This window comes from Enterobacter cloacae complex sp. (genome assembly GCF_900322725.1).
GTDB classification, from domain to species: Bacteria; Pseudomonadota; Gammaproteobacteria; order Enterobacterales; family Enterobacteriaceae; genus Enterobacter; species Enterobacter quasihormaechei.
Window position 1 is genome coordinate 4,388,304 of sequence record NZ_LT991957.1, and the last position, 24,896, is coordinate 4,413,199.

The following is a 24,896-nucleotide window of genomic DNA, read 5'->3' on the forward strand; positions in this document are numbered from 1 at the left end:
AATCGCTCCTTACGCTTTCTCGATGTTGACCAGAAACGCTTTGTACTCCGGCGTTTGCGAGTTGGAATCGCCGACGTTTGGCGTCAGGGTGTTGGCGATATAGCCTTTCTGCGCCACCCCTTCAAAGCCCCAGTGCAGCGGAATACCCACCGTCTCGACCTGCTGGCCGTGCACGTTCAGCGACTGCAAACGACGGGTCACCACCGCCACCGCGCGAATAAAGCCGCGCTTGCTGCTCACCTTCACGCGATCGCCGTTGGCAATGCCCTTCGCTTTCGCCAGCGTTTCGCTGATCTCCACAAACTGTTCTGGCTGCGCGATAGCGTTAAGCCGCGCGTGCTTGGTCCAGGTGTGGAAATGCTCGGTCAGGCGGTAGGTCGTTCCGACATACGGGAACTTGTCCTTTTTACCTAAACGCAGCACGTCGTCTTCATAGATGCGCACCACCGGGCTGGAGACCACGTTCGGGTGCAGCGGGTTAGTGCCGAGCGGCGTTTCCATTGGCTCGTAGTGTTCCGGGAACGGCCCTTCCGCCAGCTTGTCGATAGCAAACAGACGTCCCAGCCCTTCCGGCTGCATGATAAACGGCCCGGTGTTGCTTCCCGGCGCGGCGGTATTGAAGTCCGGGATATCATTCCCCGTCCACTTCGTGCCGTTCCACTCGATCAGCATGCGTTTCGGATCCCACGGCTTGCCGTTCACGTCTGCGGACGCACGGTTGTACAATACGCGACGGTTCAGCGGCCACGCCCATGCCCAGCCCAGGGTATTGCCCAGGCCTGACGGGTCGGCGTTATCGCGGTTAGCCATCTGGTTACCCTGCTCCGTCCAGCTGCCGGTGTAGATCCAGCAGGACGAGGCGGTAGTACCGTCGTCACGCAGCAGCGCGAAGCTGTTCAACAGCTGGCCTTTCTTCGCCACCAGGTTGCCGTTGGCGTCGTAGAGATCCGCCAGCGCCACGCCGTTGTTCTCTTTCGCGACTTCCTCAGACTCAGGACGATCCGGCTGCTTGTAGTTCCAGCTCATCTTCAGCAGCGGCTCGACGCCTTTGCCGCCTTCGGTGCGGTACATTTCGCGCAGACGATGGTATATGCCGGCCAGAATTTCGCCGTCATTACGCGCTTCGCCCGGCGCATCCTGCCCTTTCCAGTGCCACTGAAGCCAGCGGCCAGAGTTGGCAATAGAACCATCTTCTTCCGCAAAGCAGGTAGATGGCAGGCGGAAGACCTCGGTCTGGATCGCTGCCGGATCGACATCGTTCGATTCACCGTGGTTCTGCCAGAAGGTAGACGTTTCGGTGACCAGCGGATCGATAACCACCATGTACTTCAGCTTGCTCAGGCTGCGAACGACTTTGTTTTTATCCGGGAATGACGCAACCGGGTTAAAGCCCTGGCAGATATAACCCGTGACGTCGCCCTTATCCATCATGTTGAAATACTTGATGACGTCATACGCCTGGTCCCATTTCGGCAACCACTCAAAGCCCCAGTCGTTTTCCTTCTGCGCCGCGTCGCCGTAGAAGGATTTCATCAGGCTAACGGCAAACTTCGGATAGTTGCTCCAGTAGTTCACCTGATCCGGACGCGTCGCTTTCGGCGTGTTGGCGTCAAGCCAGCTTTGCCAGTCGCTCTGCTTCTCGGACGGCAGCGTCAGGTAGCCCGGCAGGCTTGTTGACAGCAGGCCGAGGTCGGTTAAGCCCTGAATGTTGGAGTGTCCGCGCAGCGCGTTCACGCCGCCACCGGCCATGCCCATGTTGCCGAGCAGCAGCTGGATCATCGCCATGGTGCGGATGTTCTGCGCCCCGACGGTGTGCTGTGTCCAGCCCAGCGCATACAGGAACGTGGTGGTCCTGTCGGCGGCGCTGGTGGAAGCCAGCACTTCACACACCTTCAGGAAATCGGCTTTTGGCGTTCCGCAGATGTTTTCAACAACGTCCGGCGTGTAGCGGGAAACGTGCTGCTTCAGCAAATTCCACACGCAGCGCGGATCGGCCAGGGTCTCGTCGCGTTTCGCGTAGCCGTTTTCGTCGAACTGGTAGTTCCAGGACGATTTATCGTACTGCCGTTTTTCCGCGTCATAGCCGCTGAACAGGCCATCTTCAAAGGCGAAATCTTCCCGCACCAGCAGGCTGGCGTTGGTGTAGTGCTTAACGTATTCCGCGTTGATTTTGTTGTTTTCAATCAGGTACAGCAGCACGCCGGAAAGGAACGTAATGTCCGTACCGGAGCGGATCGGCGCATAGATATCCGCCACCGATGCCGTACGCGTAAAGCGCGGATCGACGACGATGAGCGTCGCATCGTTGTTATTTTTCGCTTCCATCGCCCAGCGGAAACCCACCGGATGGGCTTCAGCGGCGTTACCGCCCATCACCACCACGACGTTAGCGTTTTTGATATCAACCCAGTGGTTGGTCATCGCACCGCGACCAAATGTTGGAGCAAGACTTGCTACCGTTGGTCCGTGTCAGACGCGCGCCTGGTTATCTACCGCCAGCATGCCAAGGGAGCGCACAAACTTCTGCGTCAGCATGCCGGTTTCATTACTTGCCGCAGACGCGCACAGCATCCCGGTGGAGGTCCAGCGGTTAACCGTGACGCCCTGCTCGTTCTTTTCAATAAAGTTGGCGTCGCGGTCCGCTTTCATCAGTTTTGCAATACGGGAGAAGGCCTCGTCCCAGGAGATGCGCTGCCATTTGTCGGAACCCGGTGCACGGTATTCCGGATAGCGCAGGCGGTTTTCACTGTGAACGTAGTCCAGCAGTCCCGCCCCTTTCGGGCAAAGTGCCCCGCGGCTCACCGGATGATCCGGGTCCCCTTCAATATGATAAATCGCTTCTTTGGCGTTCTTCGCGCCATCACCCAGGCTATACATTAATAGCCCACAACCCACGGAGCAGTATGTGCAGGTGTTACGGATCTCTTTCGCACGCAGCAGTTTATAGTTGCGTGCCTGAGCCAGCGCCATTTTGGGAGCGAATCCCAGCATTGCGGCTGTTGTTCCGGCCATACCGCCCGCGCAGATTTTAAAAAATTGTCTGCGGCTGACGTCCATTGCTGTCCTCGTTATCTGAAAAGACTTCGCGCCGCAAACTAACAGCAAAGCCCCTGTTTTTTTTGCGTCAAATCAAGGTCGCCGAACTTCGCCCCCTTAATAGTCACCGCCGGTATGATTTATTACTCCTTTCGGGTTAACCGCGAAACAGAAAATTCGCCTGGTGAATGGGTTAGATGCTATAAGTTTACCCTTTGATTTTTATAAGACTGGCAGGGCAATGGACAGAAAAAAAGCAACGCTGATTGGTCTGGCGGCCATACTGCTGTGGAGCACCATGGTGGGTCTCATCCGCAGCGTCAGTGAGGGACTGGGCCCGGTGGGGGGCGCAGCGATGATCTACACCGTCAGCGGGTTATTGTGTCTGGCGACGGTAGGTTTCCCGGATATTAAACGGTTTTCGAAAGGCTATCTCATTGCGGGCAGCGTCCTGTTTGTCAGCTATGAAATGTGCCTTGCCCTGTCGCTTGGCTTTGCCGCGACACGCTCGCAGGCAATTGAGGTGGGCATGGTCAACTATCTCTGGCCAAGCCTGACGATTGTGTTCGCCATTTTGTTCAACGGGCAAAAATCCACCCTGTGGGTGATCCCCGGCTTAGCGATCTCCCTGCTGGGCGTGGGCTGGGTCTTAGGCGGCCAAAACGGGCTGCACGTTCACGACATCATGCAGAACATCGTTTCCAGCCCGCTGAGCTACGGGCTGGCATTTGCCGGCGCCTTTATCTGGGCCGCCTACTGCACCGTCACCAGCAGGTATGCCAGAGGGCAAAACGGCATTACCCTATTCGTCCTGCTGACCGCCTTAAGCCTGTGGGTGAAATATGCCCTAAGCGACCAGCCCGATATGATGTTCAGCGTGCCGGTAGTGGTGAAGCTGCTGATGTGCGGCGTTGCTCTTGGCTTCGGCTATGCCGCCTGGAACATTGGGATCCTCCACGGTAACGTGACGGTGCTTGCAGCCGTCTCCTACTTTACCCCGGTGCTTTCCGCCGCGCTGGCGGCTATTGTGCTGAGCTCGCCGCTTTCATTCTCATTCTGGCAAGGAGCATTAATGGTTTGCGCCGGGTCATTACTGTGCTGGTATGCCACCCGTAAATAGGCATTTTATTTCTGGCCGGGGTCGCCACGCCCGGCTATTAATTAACATAAATTTAAAATGTGATCACACTTGAGAATATTATTTATAACATTAGAGAGGGTGACGTCTTCCGCTTATATTGCCCTTATGCAACTTTGCCTGCGGCGTTAAATTGACAGAAACTGACAACGCCCGTAATTAATTGCAGCGAAATATTCCCACTCTATATAGCACAAACTGCAATAGTTTATTTCTGAATGTGTCTATTAAGGACAACTTCCCTGTTTTCAACACCACCCCCAACATACTGTTTTGACAGCAATTAAAAATAATTTCACTTAAGTAACGTCATTCCATCGCTCTGAATTAGAAAATAAAGCGTCCGCTATTAAATTATAAGCCGATAAATTATCATGGCGAGTTAATAAACGTTTTATGTATAAATATTAATCTAATTATCCACATTTACGGCAATTTTTCAGATCGCGATCACACTAATTGAAATTTTCTTTAATATTTTGAAACTTATTATTGAAAGCAGTCTACGGAATTTTAAAAATAGTCTGCCATTGACGATAAGCCTCGTTTAAAAATCGCTCATATGGTTTAGGAAATACCTAATTAAAATTATAAAGGTCAATTAAGATGAAACTTAAATTAGTTGCAGTGGCAGTCACTTCCATGTTGGCAGCAGGCGTTGTTAACGCGGCTGAAGTTTTTAACAAAGACGGTAACAAGCTGGATCTGTACGGTAAAGTAACAGGTCTGCACTATTTTTCTGATGATGCAGGTAGCGACGGCGACAAAACGTATGTTCGTCTGGGTTTCAAAGGTGAAACGCAGATCAACGATCGTCTGACCGGTTACGGCCAGTGGGAATATGAGTTCAAGGGCAACCGCTCTGAAGCTCAGGGTTCCGACGGCAACAAAACCCGTCTGGCCTACGCGGGTCTGAAGTTCGATGAATTCGGTTCTTTCGACTACGGTCGTAACTACGGTGTTGCTTACGACGTTGGCGCATGGACTGACGTTCTGCCAGAATTCGGTGGCGATACCTGGACGCAGACGGACGGCTTCATGACCGGCCGTACCACCGGCGTTGCAACCTACCGTAACACCGACTTCTTCGGTCTGGTTGACGGCCTGAACGTAGCCGCTCAGTACCAGGGTAAAAACGACCGTACTAATATCACCGAATCAAACGGTGACGGCTGGGGTCTGTCTTCTACCTATGAATTCGACGGCTTCGGCGTGGGCGCAACCTACGCGAAATCTGACCGTACTGACCGTCAGGTTCGTGCAGCAAGCAACCTGAACGCAGGCGGCGATAACGCAGAAGTATGGGCAGCGGGCCTGAAGTACGATGCGAACAACATCTACCTGGCAACCACCTACTCTGAAACCCGCAACATGACCGCGTTCGGTGACGGCCACGTTGCAAACAAAGCGCAGAACTTTGAAGTTGTTGCACAGTACCAGTTCGACTTCGGCCTGCGTCCGTCCATCGCTTACCTGAAATCCAAAGGTAAAGACATCGGCTCTTACGGCGACCAGGACCTGGTGGAATACATTGATGTTGGCGCGAGCTACTACTTCAACAAAAACATGTCCACCTACGTTGATTACAAAATCAACCTGGTTGATGACAGCCAGTTCACCAAAGATGCCAAAGTGGCGACCGACAACATCGTTGCTGTTGGTCTGACCTACCAGTTCTAAGACAGGTTCGTTATGAAAAGCCAGCCTCTGCGGCTGGCTTTTTTTATGCCTGCTCTCCTGCCTTCGCCAGACTAAACCAGATCCCGACCGCCAGGATCAGCAGCATGCCTCCCGCACTGCCTAACGCTACGCTGTGTGACGTGATAAACGCCGTTTTGGCTGCGTCAATCACCGAGTCAGCGAGGGCTGGCGTCAAATCCTGCGCCACCTTGACCGCTTCGCCAATGGATGACGATGCCTTATCTACAAGCGACGCGTCCAGCGCCTGCGGCAGCTCAATGGACGCCGAGAAGCTGCGGGTTAACAGCAGACCGAAAATGGCGATCCCCAGACCTGCCCCCAGCTCATAGGACATGGTTTCGATCGCACCTGCGGCGGCGGCTTTCTCTTTCGGCGCGGCGGCCATGATCGCCGATGTGGAGGCGAGCAGCGCGCTGGCGGCGCTAAAGCCCAGAAGCACCATCAGGCTCCACGCCTGCCACTGTTGCGTACTGAAATCGAGCGTCGACAGGCCGATAAAACTGACCGCGCTTAGGCCCATGCCCCCGGCCGCGACAATGCGCAGCCCCAGATGTCCCACCAGCAAGCCGGCAATCGGCCCGCTGAAGCCGCTCGCCACCATCACCGGCAGCATAAACATCCCTGCTTCAAACGGCGTAAAACCATGCACGAACTGCAACTCCTGCGCCATCAGCAGCTCAAAGCCCACCAGCGCAATCATGGCGGTCATCGCCATCACCACGCCGCTTAAAATGATGCGGTGGCAAAACAGGCGCATGTCGATCATCGGCACGCTCGCGCGCAGCTGGATACGGACGAAGACAAACAGCATCGCCGCCCCGGTCAGTAAGGTGCTGCCCACGATCCACGGGGACAGTACCCCTTTCAGGGCCGTTTTTGCGCTGTAAACCAGCAGCAGGATCGCCACAATCAGCATGATCGCATGGCTGATATTCAGCGGCTGCTCTGGCCGTCCCTGCTGAGCAGGCACAAAGCGCGCTGCGAGCGACACCACAATCAGGACAATGGGCACGTTAATCAGGAACACCGATCCCCAGTAAAAGTGTTCCAGCAGCATGCCGCCAATCAGCGGGCCAAACGCCGCCCCGCCCGAGCCCACCGCCGCCCAGACGCCAAGCGCGATATTACGATGCCGCGCGTCGACAAACAGCGTGCGGATGCCCGCAAGCGTGGCCGGGATGATCATCGCCGCGCCAATCGCCAGCGATGCGCGGGCGGCAATCAGCCAGCCCGCCGCAGGTGCGAAGGCCGCCGCCAGCGACGACAGGCCAAACAGTGTACTGCCAATCATCAGCAGGCGCTTGAAGCCAATGCGATCCCCCAGCGCGCCCATGGGCAGCACCATTCCCGCCATCACCAGCGAGTAGATATCAATAATCCACAGCAATTCGTTGCCGCTGGCACCCAGCGCCATGCTCAATGTCGGTGCGGCCACGTGCAGCACCGTCGCGTCAATCGCCACCGGGATATACACCAGCACGATAATCACTAACGCTAACCACTGACGAAACATAAATTTCCTTTTCAGTTAAAAACTGGACACATGTCCAGAATGCGATCCTACGTAAAGTTGAACACTTGTCCAGCTCTTTGTTACACTCGTTGCGTTGCTATTGAGAGTGAGGAAATATGCGTTATCTGAGCAAGGACGAGCGTCGCGAAGAAATATTACACGCTGCGATGCGCGTGGCCCTGTCCGAAGGGCTATCGGCGATGACAGTCCGCCGCATCGCTACCGAAGCGGGCATCGCGACCGGGCAGGTTCATCATCATTTTGCTTCGGCCGGGGAACTCAAAGCGCTGGCGTTTGTACGGCTGATCCGCGATCTGCTGGATGCGGAGGTCGTGGGTGAAAATGCCGGCTGGCGCGAACGCCTGCACGCCATGCTCGGCAGCGATGACGGCGGGTTTGAGCCCTACATTCGCCTGTGGCGCGAAGCCCAGATCCTGGCAAGTCGGGATAGCGACATAAAAGGTGCGTACGTTCTGACCATGGAAATGTGGCACCAGGAGACGGTGGCGATAATTCGTGCCGGGGCGGAGGCCAACGCCTTTACCCTCACCGACCGGCCAGAAAATATTGCCTGGCGCTTAATCGGGCTGGTCTGCGGTCTCGACGGTATTTACGTTTTAAATATGCCGGAAATGGACGATGCGGCATTTAATAAGCATCTGGACAAACTTATCTCCCTCGAATTGTTTTAATACTCCCAACGGAGTATTAATTTCCGCAAAAAGTTACATTTCGTAACACATAAAGCGAACCCTGATTCCCTTTCTAAACTCAGGGATTCGCTTTTTTTATCTATCCTTTCAGATGTATCCCAAAACATCCAATAACATCTACATACTACCAACAGATATCTGACTGTTTTTAATTGTTTTTTCTCTTAATCTGGTTGAGCAAGAGGGCGATATGTCACAACAAAGTGAGAAAAGTAATCAGCATCTATTGAGTAACTGGAAACCGGAAAACGCGCAATTTTGGGAAAATAAAGGGAAACATATCGCACGAAGAAACCTATGGATTTCCGTTGCTTGTTTACTGCTGGCGTTTTGCGTATGGATGTTATTTAGCGCCGTTGCGGTTAACCTTAATAAAGTCGGATTTAATTTCAGCACCGATCAGCTTTTTATGCTAACGGCATTGCCTTCCCTGTCCGGCGCGATATTGCGTGTCCCCTACTCTTTTATGGTTCCGATATTTGGCGGGCGTTACTGGACCGTGCTAAGCACCGTCATTCTGGTGGTTCCCTGCGTCTGGCTTGGGTTCGCCATTCAGAATACCGCCACGCCATACTGGGTGTTTATCATCATCGCGCTGCTGTGCGGCTTTGCCGGGGCTAACTTTGCCTCCAGCATGGGCAATATCAGCTTCTTCTTCCCGAAAACCAAACAGGGCAGCGCGCTGGGCATTAATGGCGGGCTGGGTAACCTGGGCGTCAGCGTCATGCAGCTGGTCGCGCCGCTGGTGATTTTCCTGCCAATGTTCACCTTCCTCGGCGTGCACGGCGTGCCGCAGGAAGACGGCTCAACGATGTGGCTGGCGAATGCCGCCTGGATCTGGGTGCCGCTGCTCATTCTGGCCACGATTGCCGCGTTCTTTGGCATGAACGATATCGCCAGCTCGAAAGCGTCCATTGCCAGCCAGTTGCCGGTGCTGAAACGCTTTCATCTCTGGCTGCTGAGCCTGCTGTATCTCGCCACCTTCGGCTCGTTTATCGGCTTCTCGGCGGGCTTTGCTATGCTGTCGAAAACCCAGTTCCCGGACGTTAACATCCTGCATCTCGCCTTCTTCGGCCCGCTGATTGGCGCGCTGGCGCGTTCGGCGGGCGGAATGATCTCCGACCGGCTGGGCGGCGTGCGGGTCACGCTGATCAACTTCGTCTTTATGGCCGTCTTCAGCGCCCTGATTTTCCTGACGCTTCCCGGCACCGGCTCCGGCAGCTTTATGGCGTTTTATCTGGTCTTTATGGGGCTGTTCCTCACCGCGGGTCTCGGCAGCGGATCGACCTTCCAGATGATTGCGATCATCTTCCGCCAAATCACCCTCGACCGCGTCAAAAAGCAAGGCGGCACCGACGAGCAGGCGCAGCACGAAGCGGTGACGGAAACCGCCGCCGCGCTGGGCTTTATCTCCGCCATCGGCGCGGTGGGTGGATTCTTTATCCCTAAAGCATTCGGCACATCGCTGGCCATGACCGGTTCGCCGGTTGGGGCCATGAAAGTTTTCCTCGTGTTTTACATCGTCTGCGTGTTCGTCACCTGGCTGGTGTACGGCCGCAAATCCTCAAAAAAATAATAACTACATTTTCGCCGGAGCGTGATGCATCGCCCTCCGGCAATGCTATCGAAGCAGGAGAAATGTCATGAGCAAACTGTTGGACCGCTTCCGTTACTTCAAAACAAAAGGCGACAGTTTCGCCGAGGGGCACGGGCAGGTGTATCACACCAACCGCGACTGGGAGGACAGCTACCGTCAGCGCTGGCAGTTCGACAAAATTGTGCGTTCCACCCACGGCGTGAACTGCACCGGCTCCTGTAGCTGGAAGATTTACGTTAAAAACGGCCTGGTGACCTGGGAAACCCAACAGACCGACTACCCGCGCACCCGCCCTGACCTGCCTAACCACGAGCCGCGCGGCTGCCCGCGTGGCGCAAGCTACTCCTGGTATCTCTACAGTGCCAACCGTCTTAAGTACCCGCTGGTGCGCCGCAGGCTGATCGAACTCTGGCGCGAGGCGCTGGCGCAGCACAGCGATCCGGTGCTTGCCTGGGACGCCATCCAGAACGATCCGCAAAAGGCGCAGAGCTACAGGAAGGTGCGCGGTAAAGGCGGGTTTATCCGCTCGAACTGGAAAGAGCTGAACCAGCTGATTGCCGCTGCCAACGTCTGGACCATCAAACATTACGGCCCGGACCGCGTGGCCGGTTTCTCCCCTATTCCTGCGATGTCGATGGTCTCTTACGCCGCCGGTACGCGCTACCTCTCCCTGCTCGGCGGCACCTGCCTAAGCTTCTACGACTGGTACTGCGATTTGCCGCCCGCGTCGCCGATGACGTGGGGCGAACAGACGGACGTACCGGAATCCGCAGACTGGTACAACTCCAGCTATATCATCGCCTGGGGCTCGAACGTGCCGCAGACGCGTACTCCGGACGCCCACTTCTTTACCGAGGTGCGCTATAAGGGCACCAAGACCGTTGCGATTACGCCGGACTTCTCGGAGGTCGCCAAGCTGAGCGACCAGTGGTTGGCGCCCAAACAGGGCACCGACAGCGCCCTCGCCATGGCGATGGGCCACGTGATCCTCAAAGAGTTCCACCTCGATAACCCGAGCGACTACTTCCTCAACTACTGCCGACGCTACAGCGACATGCCGATGCTGGTGCTGCTCGACGAGCAGGCGGACGGCCGCCTGGTGCCGGGCCGGATGCTGCGCGCGTCCGATCTGGCCGACGGGCTGGGGGAAGCCAACAATCCGGAGTGGAAAACTATCGCCTTTAACGTGGCCGGGGATCTGGTGGTGCCAAACGGCTCCATCGGCTTCCGCTGGGGCGAAAAAGGCAAATGGAACCTGGAGTCGCTCGCCGCAGGCCAGGAAACCGAGCTAACGCTTTCCCTGCTCATGACCCACGACAGCGTGGCGGACGTCGCCTTCCCGTACTTTGGCGGCAACGAGAACCCGCACTTCCGCAGCGTGAAGCAGGAGCCGGTGCTGACGCGCCGCGTGCCGAGTAAAACCCTGACGCTGGCCGACGGTAGCCAGAGACGCGTGGTGAGCGTGTACGATCTGGTGCTCGCAAACTACGGCCTCGATCGCGGCCTGGACGACAGCAACGCCGCGTTAAATTACGCCGAGATTAAGGCCTATACCCCGGCCTGGGGCGAGCAAATTACCGGCGTACCCGCCTACCTGATCGAAAAAATTGCCCGCGAGTTTGCCGACACGGCGCACAAAACCCATGGCCGCTCGATGATCATCCTCGGTGCCGGTGTGAACCACTGGTATCACATGGACATGAACTACCGCGGGATGATCAATATGCTGGTCTTCTGCGGCTGCGTCGGGCAGAGCGGCGGCGGCTGGTCGCACTATGTCGGCCAGGAAAAACTGCGCCCGCAAACCGGCTGGCTGCCGCTGGCCTTCGCGCTGGACTGGAACCGCCCGCCGCGCCAGATGAACAGCACGTCTTACTTCTACAACCACGCCAGCCAGTGGCGCTATGAGAAGCTCACCGCGCAGGAACTGCTCTCCCCGCTCGCGGACGCGTCGAAGTTTACCGGTCACCTGATCGACTTCAACGTTCGCGCCGAGCGCATGGGCTGGCTGCCGTCCGCACCACAGCTCAACCTCAACCCGCTGCACGTGAAGGCCCGCGCCGACGCCGCCGGAATGTCTCCGCAGGATTACACCGTGCAGGCGTTAAAATCCGGTGATATCCGCTTCGCCTGCGAACAGCCGGACAACGGCAAGAACCATCCGCGTAACCTTTTCGTCTGGCGTTCAAACCTGCTCGGCTCGTCCGGTAAAGGCCACGAGTACATGCTGAAATACCTGCTCGGCACCGAGAGCGGGATCCAGGGTGAAGATTTAGGCTCAACGGACGACGTGAAGCCTGAAGAGGTCGAGTGGCAGACCGCCGCCATTGAGGGCAAGCTCGACCTGCTGGTGACGCTCGATTTCCGCATGTCCAGCACCTGCCTGTTCTCCGATATCGTCCTGCCTACCGCCACCTGGTATGAAAAAGACGATATGAATACTTCGGACATGCATCCCTTTATTCACCCGCTTTCCGCCGCCGTTGACCCGGCGTGGGAATCACGCAGCGACTGGGAGATCTACAAGGGCATCGCCAAAGTTTTCTCGGAGGTGTGCGTCGGGCACCTTGGGACCGAAACCGACGTGGTGCTTCAGCCGCTACAGCATGACTCTCCGGGGGAGCTGTCGCAGCCGTTTGATATCCTGGACTGGCGCAAAGGGGAATGCGACCTGATCCCCGGCAAAACCGCACCGAATATTGCGGTCGTCGAGCGCAACTATCCGGAAACCTATGAGCGCTTTACGGCTCTTGGGCCGCTGCTGGACAAGCTCGGCAACGGCGGGAAAGGCATTTCGTGGAACACGCAGAACGAGGTCGATTTCCTCGGTAAGCTCAACTACGTCAAGCTCGACGGTCCGGCGAAAGGCCGTCCGCGCATTGAAACGGCCATTGACGCTTCAGAGGTGATCCTCGCCCTTGCGCCGGAAACCAACGGTCAGGTGGCGGTCAAAGCCTGGGAAGCGCTGGGCGAACTGACCGGGCGCGATCACACCCATCTGGCGCTAAACAAAGAAGACGAGAAAATTCGCTTCCGCGATATTCAGGCGCAGCCGCGCAAAATCATCTCCAGCCCGACGTGGTCTGGCCTTGAGAGCGAACACGTGTCGTATAACGCGGGCTATACCAACGTGCATGAGCTGATCCCGTGGCGCACGCTGTCTGGCCGCCAGCAGCTGTATCAGGATCATGCCTGGATGCGCGCCTTCGGGGAGAGCCTGGTGGCTTATCGCCCACCGATTGATACCCGCAGCGTGACCCACATGCGCGAGATCCCGCCGAACGGCTTCCCGGAAAAAGCGCTGAACTTCCTGACGCCGCACCAGAAATGGGGCATCCACTCCACCTACAGCGAAAACCTGCTGATGCAGACCCTGTCGCGCGGGGGGCCCATCGTCTGGATCAGCGAAACCGACGCGCGCGAGCTGGGCATTGAGGACAACGACTGGATCGAAGCCTTTAACGCCAACGGCGCCCTCACCGCCCGCGCAGTGGTCAGCCAGCGCGTGCCGCCGGGCATGACCATGATGTACCACGCCCAGGAGCGCATTCTGAACATCCCGGGCTCGGAAGTGACCGGACGGCGCGGCGGGATCCACAACTCGGTCACCCGCGTCTGCCCAAAACCGACCCATATGATCGGCGGCTATGCGCAGCTGGCCTATAGCTTCAACTATTACGGTACCGTCGGCTCGAACCGCGACGAGTTCATCATGATCCGCAAAATGAAAAACATTAACTGGCTGGACGGCGAAGGTCGGGATCAGGTTCAGGAGGCGAAAAAATGAAAATACGCTCACAGGTTGGCATGGTACTGAATCTCGACAAATGCATTGGCTGCCACACCTGCTCGGTCACCTGCAAGAACGTCTGGACCGGGCGCGAAGGGATGGAGTATGCGTGGTTTAACAACGTGGAGACCAAGCCGGGCATCGGCTATCCGAAAAACTGGGAAGATCAGGACGAGTGGCAAGGCGGCTGGATACGCGGGATCCACGGCAAGCTGGCCCCGCGCCTCGGCGGCAAAATGGGCGTGCTGTCGAAGATTTTTGCCAACCCCGTTCTGCCGCAGATTGACGATTACTACGAACCGTTCACCTTCGATTATCAGGATCTGCACCGCGCGCCGGAAGGCGATCACCTCCCTACCGCCCGCCCGCGCTCGCTGATTGACGGTAAGCGGATGGACAAAATCGTCTGGGGGCCAAACTGGGAGGAGCTGCTGGGCGGCGAGTTCGAAAAGCGCGCCCGCGACCGCAACTTCCAGAAGATCCAGAAAGAGATGTACGGCCAGTTTGAAAACACCTTCATGATGTATCTGCCGCGCCTGTGCGAGCACTGCCTGAACCCGAGCTGCGTGGCCACCTGCCCGAGCGGCGCAATTTACAAGCGCGAAGAGGACGGTATTGTGCTGATTGACCAGGACAAATGCCGCGGCTGGCGCCTGTGCATCAGCGGCTGTCCGTACAAGAAAATTTACTTCAACTGGAAGAGCGGCAAGTCCGAGAAATGCATCTTCTGCTATCCGCGCATCGAGTCCGGCCAGCCGACCGTTTGTTCGGAGACCTGCGTCGGTCGCATCCGCTATCTCGGCGTGCTGCTGTATGACGCAGACCGCATCGAAGAGGCCGCCAGCACCGAGCATGAGACCGACCTGTACGAGCGACAGTGCGACGTGTTCCTGGATCCGAACGACCCGGCGGTGATTGAAGAAGCCCTGAAGCAGGGCATCCCGCAGAATGTCATTGACGCGGCGCAGCGTTCACCGGTCTATAAAATGGCGATGGACTGGAAGCTCGCCCTGCCACTGCACCCGGAATACCGCACCCTGCCGATGGTCTGGTACGTGCCGCCGCTGTCGCCAATTCAGTCCTACGCGGATGCCGGCGGCCTGCCGCAAAGCGACGGCGTTCTGCCCGCCGTCGAGAGCCTGCGCATTCCGGTGCAGTATCTGGCAAACATGCTCAGCGCGGGCGATACCGGCCCGGTGCTGCGCGCCCTGAAGCGCATGATGGCGATGCGTCATTACAAACGCTCCCAGACCGTGGAAGGCGTGACCGATACCCGCGCCATTGAGGAAGTGGGCCTGACCGAAGCGCAGGTTGAGGAAATGTATCGCTACCTGGCTATCGCTAACTACGAAGACCGCTTCGTGATCCCGACCAGCCACCGCGAAATGGCGCGTGACGCCTTCCCGGAAAAAAATGGCTGCGGCTTCACCTTTGGCGATGGCTGCCACGGCTCCGACACCAAGTTCAACCTCTTTAACAGCAGCCGCATCGACGCGATTAACATCACCGAAGTGCGCGATCACGGGGAGGGAGAATAATGCAGATCCTTAAAATCATCGCGCTGCTGATTGAGTATCCCGATGAGCTGCTGTGGGAAAACCGCGAAGAAGCGCTTTCCCTGGTAGAACAGGACGCGCCCATGCTGCTGCCCTTCGCGCACCAGCACCTGAGCGCCCCGCTGCTGGACAAGCAGGCAGAATGGTGCGAGGTGTTTGAACGGGGCCGCGCGACGTCGCTGCTGCTGTTCGAGCACGTTCACGCCGAGTCGCGCGATCGCGGTCAGGCAATGGTCGACCTGATGAGCCAGTATGAGAAAGCCGGGCTGGAGCTGGACTGCCGCGAGCTGCCCGACTACCTGCCGCTCTATCTGGAATATCTCAGCCTCGTCACCGACGACGAGGCGCGTGAAGGTCTGCAAAACGTCGCGCCGATCCTGGCGCTGATTGGTGGGCGTCTCAAGCAGCGCGGCGTGGCGCATTACCAGCTGTTTGACGCCTTGCTGACGATGGCCGGTACGCGGCTTTCCAGCGACAGCGTGGCGAAGCAGGTGTCCGGTGAAAAACGGGATGATACCCGTCAGGCGCTGGATGCCGTGTGGGAAGAGGAACAGGTGAAGTTTATCGAAGACAACGCGACGTCGTGCGACAGTTCGCCGATGCAGCAATATCAACGACGCTTTAGCCAGGACGTCGCGCCGCAGTACGTGGACGTCAGCGCCGGAGGCCCAAAATGACGCATTACCTGAACGTATTTTTCTATGATATTTACCCGTATATCTGCGCCACCGTCTTTTTCCTCGGCAGCTGGCTGCGCTACGACTACGGACAATACACCTGGCGCGCCTCGTCGAGCCAGATGCTCAGCAAGCGCGGTATGAACTGGGGCTCTAACCTGTTTCATATCGGGATTCTGGGGATCTTCTTCGGGCACCTGTTCGGGATGTTAACCCCGCACTGGATGTATGCCTGGTTTTTACCCGTCGCGGTTAAACAGCAGTTAGCCATGATAGCGGGAGGCATTTGCGGCGTACTGACGCTGATTGGTGGGTCGATGCTGCTGATCCGCCGCCTCTTCAACCAGCGGGTGCGCGCGACCTCGACCACGCCGGATATTATCATCATGAGTATCCTGCTGCTTCAGTGTATCCTGGGGCTGTCGACCATTCCTTTCTCCGCTCAGTATCCTGACGGGAGCGAGATGATGAAGCTGGTCGGCTGGGCGCAGGGGATCGTGACGTTCAGGGGGGGCTCGTCGGAGATGCTGAGCGGCGTCGCGCCGATCTTCCGGGTGCATCTGGTATTGGGGATGACGATTTTCCTCATCTTCCCGTTCACCCGCCTGGTGCACGTGTGGAGCGCGCCGTTTGAATATTTCACCCGTCGGTATCAGGTGGTGAGATCGCGTCGTTGATTTTGTCGGGTGGCGGCTTCGCCTTACCCGACCTACGGGCCCGGTGGCGCTGCGGTATGAACCGGAAACATGGGTAACACTTTAGACCGGATACATGGGTAACAGTTATAACTGGCATAGAAGAGGAGACTCGCTATGCCCTGGACTGAGACCCGACCTATGCAACGCCTTGATTTTATCCGTGCCTGCCATGCAGGTACGGACTCCTTCTCCGCTCTTTGCCGTCTTTTTGGCATCAGCCGTAAAACAGGCTATAAATGGCTTCAGCGGTTTGACCCTTCTGACCTGTCATCTCTCTCTGACCGGTCGCGTGCGCCACGCTCCCACTCCCGGACGGTTCCCGATTATATCGTCGGACACCTGACTGCCCTGCGTCAAAAACACCCTGACTGGGGCCCCAAAAAACTGCGGATGTGGCTCCTCAACCATCATGTCGATTTTACCGTACCTGCTGCCAGCACTGTCGGCGATATCCTCAAGCGTGAAGGCCTGGTTCCGGATAAAAAGCGAAAACGCAGAACCCCGGGCAATCGCCAGCCCCTGACCATCATCAGTGAAAACAATCAGGTCTGGAGCGCTGATTTTAAAGGTAAGTTCAGGCTGCTGAGCAGAGAGTACTGCCATCCCTTCACCCTGACCGACAATCACAGCCGGTATCTTCTGAGCTGCCGGGGAACGGACCGGGAGAGTGAGCCCTTCGTCAGACAGTGCCTGACAGATGCGTTCCTGGAATACGGTCTGCCGGAAGTGCTCAGAACCGATAACGGTCAGCCCTTCGCGGGAACAGGAATAGCCGGATTAAGTCGCCTTGCCGTCTGGCTAATCAAGCTGGGCATCAGGCCGGAGCGTATCAGAAAGGGTCATCCGGAAGAAAATGGCCGCCATGAGCGAATGCACCGTTCCCTGAAAAGTGCAGTGAAACAGGGCAACACCTTCATGACGATGGAAGAACAACAGCGGTGGTTCAGTGATTACCGGGAAGAATTTAACTACGAAAGGCCGCATGAAGCCCTGGCGGGTGCAACGCCCGGAACGGTATGGCATCCCTCGAACCGGCACTGGGATGGCAGTGTTCCTGACTATGCTTATCCGGAAGGAGGTAAGGTCTACAGGGTGAAATCGAGGGGGACACTCTATATGGGGAAAAAGGGGACGGTGTTCCTGAGTGAAGCGCTGACGGATGAGTACATCATGCTGGAAGAACAAGATGATGGCCTTGAGGCCATCATCTTTAACGGAATAACGCTTGCGTACTATGACCGGAAAACCCAGAGTGTGCTCCGGATAGACTAAAATGTGTTACCTATGTTCCCGGTCTGATCTGTCACCTATGTATCCGGTCATACACAGTCGCCACCGGGCTATTTCCCCGCCTGCGGATGCGTATCAAACCCCGCCATCACCGCCGTTAGTTCTGCCAGCGTAAAGCCGTGCTTCGGATCGTCAACACCCAACCCAAAGCGGTCCTGCATTAGCTGATACAGCGCCTGTGCATCCGGCAAATGGATCTGCTCTTCCACATGACCATTCTGCCAGTGGGTAAAGTTAAAGTTGGTCAGCGTCAGCTTGCCCCCGTCCGGCAGGTGGCGACACATCAGCAGATGATGACGAAAATGGGACTGCGGCCAGTGCGCCGACCAGAAGTTTCCCATCACGTAATCGTTGAAGTATTGCGTCCCCAGGTCAAAATGGTACATCGACTGCCAGTGTTCGTGATGGCGGAACTGTAATACCCAGTCGTTACCCTCGCTCAGAAGACGGTACATGCCGTGCGGGGTTTCCTGCTCCTCGTTGGCGATCAAACGAATCGGTGCCGTCAACGTTTGTCCGCCAAATCCCACATCGGCGATCCAGCGTTCGCCGTTCAGCTCTACCAGCAGCAGCCGATGCGTGCGCGGCGGCATCTGGGACGGATTTGCCAGCACGACCCGCCCCAGCACGCTGCGCACGGTAAACCCGACTTCACGCAGTACCCGCTCGAACAGACCGTTTTGCTCGAAGCAATATCCCCCGCGTCGCGCGGTCACCAGCTTGTCGACCAGACATTGATCTTCAAGATGGATTTCGCGCGGCAGGACAACATCAATATTTTCGAACGGGATCGCACAATTGTGGTGTAAATGCAGCCCCCGCAGGGTATCGATATCAACCTGTACGGGCTGCTGCCAGCCCGTGCGGGCGAAATAAGCACTCAGAAATGGGGACATGGTCTGCTCCAGAATGGGATATCCCCTGTTTATAAACTATTTTGCCTAATGCATATGCGCAAAAGTGCTTTTTCGTCATACTCATCGTGTACATGAGGAGATCCTATGAGCCACTTTCGCCCCGTTGAATTACGTCATGCCAGCCGTCTTCTGAATCACGGGCCCACCGTGCTTATTACCAGTCGGGATGAAACGATAGACAGACGCAACGTTATGGCCGCCGCATGGTCCATGCCGGTGGAATTTGAACCGCCTCGCATCGCGATTGTGGTGGACAAAAGCGCCTGGTCGCGAGAGCTGATCGAGCGCAGCGGTAAATTCGGCATCATTATCCCGGGCGTGGCGGCAGCCAACTGGACCTACGCGGTAGGCAGCGTCAGCGGGCGCGACGAGGATAAATTTAACTGCTACGGTATCCCGGTTATTTATGGTCCTGAACTTGGCCTGCCGGTTATAGAAGATAAATGTCTGGCGTGGATGGAGTGTCGGTTATTACCTGTCACTTCTGCGGCAGAAAAATATGACACCCTGTTTGGGGAGGTCGTTTCCGCCGCGGCAGATGAGCGCGCTTTTGTGGCCGGACGCTGGCAGTTTGACGAGGATAAGCTGAATACGTTGCATCATCTGGGGGCGGGTACGTTTGTGACAAGTGGGAAGATGGTGAAGGCGCTGGATTGAGTTTATCTATCATATCCTTTTCAATTATATCAAATACCTATGGCATTTTATGTTTACCACTGCGTTGTAGAACGGAGGATATTTCTGGAGTTGCTGAGTTAGCAATTCCCCGTTAAGGAAATATTAATGTCCTGGATAGAAATGGCGAAATATTATATTCCAAATAAAATGCTCAACCAAAAAGCATCGGTAATTGGGCACACTATGTCATCGAAGCCACTCTTCTTTTTACTTTTCATCCTTTCTCCCTTAGTTGGCGCGGAAAGCACCTATGCACCGGGGCTAACGGCGGTTAAATTCAATCAATGGTATATCGCTCAGTTGAATCAGGGCAAACCTCCCGTACTCAATCCAGACATCATGAATGACTATGTTGCCTCGGGGACAATCGCAGCAATAAAAGAGTTGTATTCAGGTGACAGTAACGAAAAAGATATGCCCGATGCAGATATGTTCATTAAATCACAGGATTGGGATGAGGACTGGAATCAGATAACCGTCCTGCACTCTGATTTTGACGCCGTTTGCACAAACGTCTATATCGCGTTTGGTAAGAAGCAAGATCACGTTGTTGCAGATTGTCTTGTTGAAGAAAAAGGGAAATGGAAAGTCCGCTCGGCAACACTCATTAAGTGACATGGATAATCTCCGTGTCGTAAAAAAACACATGGTAGCCTACCGACTACCATGTGTAATTAATTAGCTCTTAACACGCTTCGCAATAATCTCATCCGCCACATTTCGCGGAGCCTCCGCAAAATGGTGAAACTCCATCGTATACGTTGCGCGCCCCTGGGACATCGATCGCAGCGTGGTGGCATAGCCAAACATCTCGGCCAGTGGGACGTCAGCGCGAATAATCTGGCTACCATACTGCTCTGCCATCCCCTGCACCATGCCGCGACGGGAGGAGAGGTCGCCCATAATGTTCCCGGCATATTCCTCCGGCGTTTCCACCTCAACGTGCATCACCGGCTCAAGAATTACCGGGTCCGCCCGCCTTGCGCCCTCTTTAAAACCGAGGATCGCCGCCATGCGGAAGGCCATCTCCGAGGAGTCCACATCGTGGTACGAACCAAAGGTCAGGGTCGCTTTCACATCCACAACCGGATAGCCCGCCAGCACCCCGGTATTCATGGCTTCACGCAAGCCTTTCTCCACCGACGGAATGTACTCGCGCGGCACCACGCCGCCTTTAGTGGCATCTTCAAACACAAAACCACTCCCGGCCGCTAGCGGCTCGAGGCTCAGGACCACATGGCCGTACTGCCCTTTCCCGCCGGACTGTCGGACAAATTTCCCTTCAATATCCTTCACCGCTTTGCGCAGCGTTTCACGGTAGGTGACCTGAGGACGACCAATGTTCGCCTCGACGCCAAACTCGCGCTTCATGCGGTCGACGATGATTTCCAGATGCAGCTCGCCCATCCCGGAGATAATCGTCTGGCCGGATTCCTCATCCGTGTGCAGGCGGAACGACGGGTCCTCCGCCGCCAGGCGCTGTAATGCGATCCCCATTTTCTCCTGATCGGCTTTGGTTTTCGGCTCGATCGCAAGCGAAATGACCGGATCCGGGAACTCCATCCGCTCAAGGGTGATCACCGCGTTCGGGTCGGTCAGCGTGTCGCCGGTAGTGACGTCTTTCAGCCCGACACAGGCTGCAATATCCCCTGCACGCAACTCGTCTACCTCATGGCGATCGTTGGCATGCATCAGCACAATGCGCCCGATACGCTCTTTCTTGCCCTTCACCGGGTTGTACACTGCGTCGCCTTTACGCAGTATGCCGGAATAGACGCGGATAAAGGTCAGCTGCCCGACGTACGGATCGCTCATCAGCTTGAAGGCCAGCGCCGAAAACGGTTCATCATCGCTTGGATGACGCTCAGCGTGCTGCCCGTCTTCGTCTACCCCATCAATAGCGGGTACGTCCAGTGGAGACGGCATCAGCTCAATCACCGCGTCAAGCATGCGCTGCACGCCCTTGTTCTTGAATGCGCTACCGCACAGCATCGGCTGGATTTCGCCGGAGATGGTCCGGACGCGCAGCCCCTGGATGATTTCCGCTTCATCCAGATCGCCCGTTTCCAGATACTTGTCCATCAGCGCATCGCTGGCTTCTGCCGCAGCTGAGACCATTTTTTCTCGCCACTCCTGAGCGGTACTCAGCAGATCGTCCGGCACCGGCGCGTAGCTAAACGCCATGCCCTGCGTGGCATCGTCCCAGAGGATGGTGCGCATCTTGATGAGATCCACCACGCCGGTGAAGTGTTCTTCCGCACCCACCGGAATCACGATCGGCACCGGATTGGCTTTCAGGCGCTCCTGCATCATCCGCACCACACGGAAGAAATCTGCGCCCGGGCGGTCCATTTTGTTGACGAATGCCAGCCGCGGGACGTGGTATTTATTCGCCTGACGCCAGACGGTTTCCGACTGCGGCTGCACGCCACCGACGGAGTCGTACACCATCACCGCGCCGTCGAGTACCCGCATGGAGCGTTCCACCTCAATGGTAAAATCGACGTGCCCGGGGGTATCAATAATATTGATGCGGTGCGGTTCAAAACCTCTGTCCATGCCGGGCCAGAAACAGCTTACCGCTGCCGAAGTAATGGTGATCCCGCGCTCCTGCTCCTGCGCCATCCAGTCGGTGGTTGCCGCGCCATCGTGTACTTCACCCAGCTTGTGGCTCATCCCGGTGTAAAACAGGATGCGCTCGGTAGTGGTGGTTTTGCCGGCATCGATATGCGCGGAGATACCGATGTTGCGATAACGTTCGAGTGGAATGGGTCGGGGCATGATATTTCCTTAAGTCTTTGAGACTGGTTTGTGACGACCGGGATGGTCGCGTGTGCGTTCGTTTGTTATAATAGTCCTATTGTACGAGTATTATCGAACTATTTTTTAACGGTTGACCTATTGTTGATATAGCTCAATCTGACCCGAGACGCAGGAAAACGATGATCCCAAACCACCCGGAACCTGAACAAATACTGCTGGAAAATGTGCTGTTCGCCCTTGGCAATCCGCTGCGATTAGCGATCGTCCGCAGGCTGGCCGACGGCAGCGAACTGAGCTGTAACGCGCTGCGCCCGGACGACGTGGTGAAGTCCACCATGACTCACCACTGGCGCGTGCTGCGCGACAGCGGCGTGATCTGGCAGCGCCCGCAGGGGCGCGAGAATATGATTTCACTGAGAAGAGAGGATCTGGACGCCCGCTTTCCGGGACTGATGGCGATCCTGTTACAGCCGAAATCATAAGCGCTCTGACTGTAGGCTTTCAGCCAGCGCGCCCAGTGTCGCTTTTAGCCAGTTGGTGACGCCTCGTTTACCGCTGCGTTTATGCGAATAAATTTTTACTTCAAACGGACTGATGTGGAACGGCAAATCAAAAATTTTGATATTGGTGGCTGGCAGTAGCTTTTGAGCGGCGAATCGGGGTAATGCCATCAGCAGATCGCTTTCTTCAATAACAAAAGGGGCGCTGAGCATGGACGGGGTTTTAATCGCAATGTGTCGGGTATAGCCCATGCGTTCAAGCTGCAAATCCAGCACCCCCTGCTTCTCGTTCCACGGCGTAACCACAAGATGCCGGGCGGCGAGATAATCTTCCAGCGTCAGTGCCATCCGGCTCGCATTGCTAATCACCACATACTCATCTTCGAACCAACTAATCTCTTCCAGCTCCGGGTACCGGGGATCCTCGACGGTGCTGAATCCCAGGGCCAGATCCACCTCTCCAGCCAGTAACTCCGTCAACGCTGGGCTGTGCGGCAAATAACGTAATTCCAGACGCAGGCCAGGCGCCTCATGTTGAAGTACATTCATGAGCGCAGGAAATATGCAGAACGCAGTAAAGTCCGTTATCGCGATCTGCAAACACGCTGTACTCACAGCAGGATCAAACTCCGGCTGCGGCGAGAGCTCCCGATCGAGAGACTTCAGGGCCGATGCAATAACAGGCGCAAGCTGCGTGGCATAGACGCTGGGACACATTCGATGCCCCTCCCGGTAGAACAGCGGATCGTTGAGCGAAACACGCAGCCGTGACAGAGCATGGCTGAGCGCCGAGGTGCTCATCGCCAGCTCATCCGCCGCCAGTCGAACGGAACTGTGGCGATAAATCGCGTCAAAAACCGGCAGGAGGTTTAGATCAAGGCGCCTTAAGGCCGGATGCATAATATTCATCATTGGTTGATTTCATTGCACTTAATTCTTCTGACATTAGCCTTTATGCTTACCCCCATCAACTACGAACAGAAATAAAGGGAAACGAATGAGCATTACGATTCGTCAGGCGCGACCTGAAGATGCAGCGGCAATTTACGATATGATTTACGAACTCGCGGTCTATGAAAAAGCGCCAGAAGAAGTGGTCACCACTCCGGACGAGATCCGCAAAACGCTGTTTGGTGCAGACAGTAAAACCGAAGCGCTAATCGCCGAATATGCTGGCCGCGTGGTGGGGTATGCCGTTTTTTTTACCAGCTACTCCACCTGGCTTGGCCGCAACGGTATCTATATGGAAGATTTATATGTCTCCCCGGAATACCGCAACAAGGGAGCGGGAAAAGCGCTGCTAAAAAAAATCGCGCAATGCGCAGTGGAACGTGACTGCGGCCGGCTGGAATGGAGCGTGCTTGACTGGAACCAGTCTGCCATTGATTTTTATTTAAGCATCGGCGCGTTACCGCAGTCCGAATGGGTACGCTATCGTCTTGATGGGGATGCGTTGCGGGCATTTGCTGGCTAACGAAGCCATCGCGTGAAAACGCCCCTCTTTCTCAGGGGCATAATGTCAGTGAAAGCGTTACTGAAGCACGGAATATCTGAGAAAGAAATTACCGCCACTTTCCGTCTTCTCTGAGGCACTCGAAAGATCGGTGAACGAGGTTCATCCCGGCTGAGTCAGGCTGTAGACGGGGATCTGCCGGGTTGTCATCGTCAGCGTATCGAACACCTCAGTCTCTGACGTCACTATCCTCATACCCGTTTTTCTTAACCGCTGCACGTCGGCGGCTATGCGCTGAATACCAAACCAGAACAGTCCGTCAAGCGCCGTGACCGCAAGCCCATTTTCCAGCGCCAGCTTGAGGCGCTCGCGAGGGGCTTTCACCTGCTGAGCAATGTGCCGGTAAGGTACTTCCGAACCGCCTGCCGCATCGATTCGCTGAATACGAGTCTTAAGATGATAGGTAAACTCATCGGGAATGCCGTTCAAATCCTGCTTGAGGCTGTAGACGCAGCCAAAGCGTTTACCGTTGAAAAGGACATTTTTTTGACTGAGCTGAAACTCATTTCTGATCCCATCAATCAACTGCGGGGCGCGGGTGAGGAGTAACCGGAAGGGAAGCTCAAAGCTTGTGACATAATCCACATTCAGCAGCGCGAGACGCAGGCGCTCTTCGGACCCTGATTTCTGGTCATGGCATTCGCGCATCACTTCCGCCCACTGACGCGTCAGGCGTTCCGGCTCGGCGGCTTCGGTGAGGAGGTATTTTTCGAGGTGATAATCGACTCTTCCGGTCATGTTTTGCATCCCGACAATGTGGATGCGGTCATTCTATCCAGCGCCGCAGGTTTTATAAAGGGCGAAGCGCACCGGCAT

General features: G+C 56.1%; 19 protein-coding genes. 13 read left to right on the forward strand and 6 right to left on the reverse strand.

What is annotated here, in order from left to right:
• Positions 1–9 precede the first annotated feature (9 nt).
• The gene (gene fdnG / locus DBR02_RS21545; RefSeq protein WP_107535402.1) at positions 10–3,057 is read right to left on the reverse strand and encodes a formate dehydrogenase-N subunit alpha; all 3,048 of its coding nucleotides are present in this window, start codon (positions 3,055–3,057) and stop codon (positions 10–12) included.
• A 220-nt stretch (positions 3,058–3,277) separates the two neighbouring features.
• Between fdnG and yddG the strand changes: the two genes are divergently transcribed.
• Complete coding sequence (yddG, locus tag DBR02_RS21550; RefSeq protein WP_107535403.1) at positions 3,278–4,156, forward strand: aromatic amino acid DMT transporter YddG; 879 nt, start codon at positions 3,278–3,280, stop codon at positions 4,154–4,156.
• Between the two features lie 624 nt (positions 4,157–4,780).
• Positions 4,781–5,854 carry a porin OmpC gene (gene ompC / locus DBR02_RS21555; protein ID WP_063866659.1) on the forward strand — a complete coding sequence of 358 codons (1,074 nt, stop codon included), beginning with the start codon at positions 4,781–4,783 and terminating at the stop codon, positions 5,852–5,854.
• Positions 5,855–5,897: 43 nt separating this feature from the next.
• Here the strand turns inward: ompC and DBR02_RS21560 are convergent, their stop codons facing one another.
• The gene (locus DBR02_RS21560; protein ID WP_107535404.1) at positions 5,898–7,388 is read right to left on the reverse strand and encodes an MFS transporter; all 1,491 of its coding nucleotides are present in this window, start codon (positions 7,386–7,388) and stop codon (positions 5,898–5,900) included.
• Positions 7,389–7,504: 116 nt separating this feature from the next.
• Here DBR02_RS21560 and DBR02_RS21565 point away from each other — a divergent pair, with 116 nt between their 5' ends.
• The 7 genes from DBR02_RS21565 to DBR02_RS21595 all read left to right on the forward strand — a co-directional run bounded on the left by DBR02_RS21565 (position 7,505) and on the right by DBR02_RS21595 (position 17,691).
• Entirely contained in the window at positions 7,505–8,080 is a 576-nt protein-coding gene (locus DBR02_RS21565; RefSeq protein WP_102751140.1) for a TetR family transcriptional regulator, read from the forward strand.
• Between the two features lie 211 nt (positions 8,081–8,291).
• Positions 8,292–9,677, forward strand: a complete 1,386-nt coding sequence (locus DBR02_RS21570) for a NarK family nitrate/nitrite MFS transporter (protein WP_107535405.1) — start codon at positions 8,292–8,294, stop codon at positions 9,675–9,677.
• Between the two features lie 67 nt (positions 9,678–9,744).
• The gene (locus DBR02_RS21575) at positions 9,745–13,485 is read left to right on the forward strand and encodes a nitrate reductase subunit alpha (protein ID WP_107535406.1); all 3,741 of its coding nucleotides are present in this window, start codon (positions 9,745–9,747) and stop codon (positions 13,483–13,485) included.
• Positions 13,482–15,026, forward strand: a complete 1,545-nt coding sequence (gene narH / locus DBR02_RS21580) for a nitrate reductase subunit beta (protein WP_107535407.1) — start codon at positions 13,482–13,484, stop codon at positions 15,024–15,026. The genes DBR02_RS21575 and narH overlap by 4 nt, the downstream gene beginning before the upstream one ends.
• Positions 15,026–15,721, forward strand: a complete 696-nt coding sequence (gene narW / locus DBR02_RS21585; RefSeq protein WP_107535408.1) for a nitrate reductase molybdenum cofactor assembly chaperone — start codon at positions 15,026–15,028, stop codon at positions 15,719–15,721. Before narH ends, narW begins: the two co-directional genes overlap by 1 nt.
• Positions 15,718–16,398, forward strand: coding sequence for a respiratory nitrate reductase subunit gamma (narI, locus tag DBR02_RS21590; RefSeq protein WP_063451247.1), 681 nt, complete (start codon positions 15,718–15,720; stop codon positions 16,396–16,398). The genes narW and narI overlap by 4 nt, the downstream gene beginning before the upstream one ends.
• A gap of 135 nt (positions 16,399–16,533) precedes the next feature.
• Positions 16,534–17,691: a DDE-type integrase/transposase/recombinase gene (locus DBR02_RS21595; protein WP_107533827.1), complete on the forward strand. Its 1,158-nt coding sequence runs from the start codon at positions 16,534–16,536 to the stop codon at positions 17,689–17,691.
• Between the two features lie 68 nt (positions 17,692–17,759).
• Here DBR02_RS21595 and nhoA read toward each other — a convergent pair whose 3' ends face one another.
• Positions 17,760–18,605, reverse strand: coding sequence for an N-hydroxyarylamine O-acetyltransferase (gene nhoA, locus DBR02_RS21600; protein WP_107535409.1), 846 nt, complete (start codon positions 18,603–18,605; stop codon positions 17,760–17,762).
• Between the two features lie 105 nt (positions 18,606–18,710).
• Here nhoA and DBR02_RS21605 point away from each other — a divergent pair, with 105 nt between their 5' ends.
• Entirely contained in the window at positions 18,711–19,283 is a 573-nt protein-coding gene (locus DBR02_RS21605) for a flavin reductase family protein (RefSeq protein WP_107535410.1), read from the forward strand.
• Between the two features lie 204 nt (positions 19,284–19,487).
• Positions 19,488–19,919, forward strand: a complete 432-nt coding sequence (locus DBR02_RS21610; RefSeq protein ID WP_107535679.1) for a DUF3828 domain-containing protein — start codon at positions 19,488–19,490, stop codon at positions 19,917–19,919.
• Between the two features lie 63 nt (positions 19,920–19,982).
• On the opposite strand, the gene fusA is transcribed toward DBR02_RS21610, so the two are convergent.
• A complete protein-coding gene (fusA, locus tag DBR02_RS21615) occupies positions 19,983–22,085 on the reverse strand; it encodes an elongation factor G (protein ID WP_107535411.1) in 2,103 nt (700 codons plus the stop codon).
• A 161-nt stretch (positions 22,086–22,246) separates the two neighbouring features.
• Here fusA and DBR02_RS21620 point away from each other — a divergent pair, with 161 nt between their 5' ends.
• Positions 22,247–22,549: an ArsR/SmtB family transcription factor gene (locus DBR02_RS21620; RefSeq protein ID WP_107535412.1), complete on the forward strand. Its 303-nt coding sequence runs from the start codon at positions 22,247–22,249 to the stop codon at positions 22,547–22,549.
• Here the strand turns inward: DBR02_RS21620 and DBR02_RS21625 are convergent.
• Positions 22,544–23,479, reverse strand: coding sequence for a LysR family transcriptional regulator (locus DBR02_RS21625; protein ID WP_107535413.1), 936 nt, complete (start codon positions 23,477–23,479; stop codon positions 22,544–22,546). The two genes, DBR02_RS21620 and DBR02_RS21625, sit on opposite strands and share 6 nt — an antisense overlap.
• An 85-nt stretch (positions 23,480–23,564) precedes the next feature.
• On the opposite strand from DBR02_RS21625, the gene DBR02_RS21630 reads away from it, so the two are divergent.
• A complete protein-coding gene (locus DBR02_RS21630) occupies positions 23,565–24,041 on the forward strand; it encodes a GNAT family N-acetyltransferase (protein ID WP_107535414.1) in 477 nt (158 codons plus the stop codon).
• 141 nt (positions 24,042–24,182) lie between these two features.
• Here the strand turns inward: DBR02_RS21630 and DBR02_RS21635 are convergent, their stop codons facing one another.
• Positions 24,183–24,818: a helix-turn-helix domain-containing protein gene (locus DBR02_RS21635; protein ID WP_107535680.1), complete on the reverse strand. Its 636-nt coding sequence runs from the start codon at positions 24,816–24,818 to the stop codon at positions 24,183–24,185.
• Positions 24,819–24,896 lie beyond the last annotated feature (78 nt).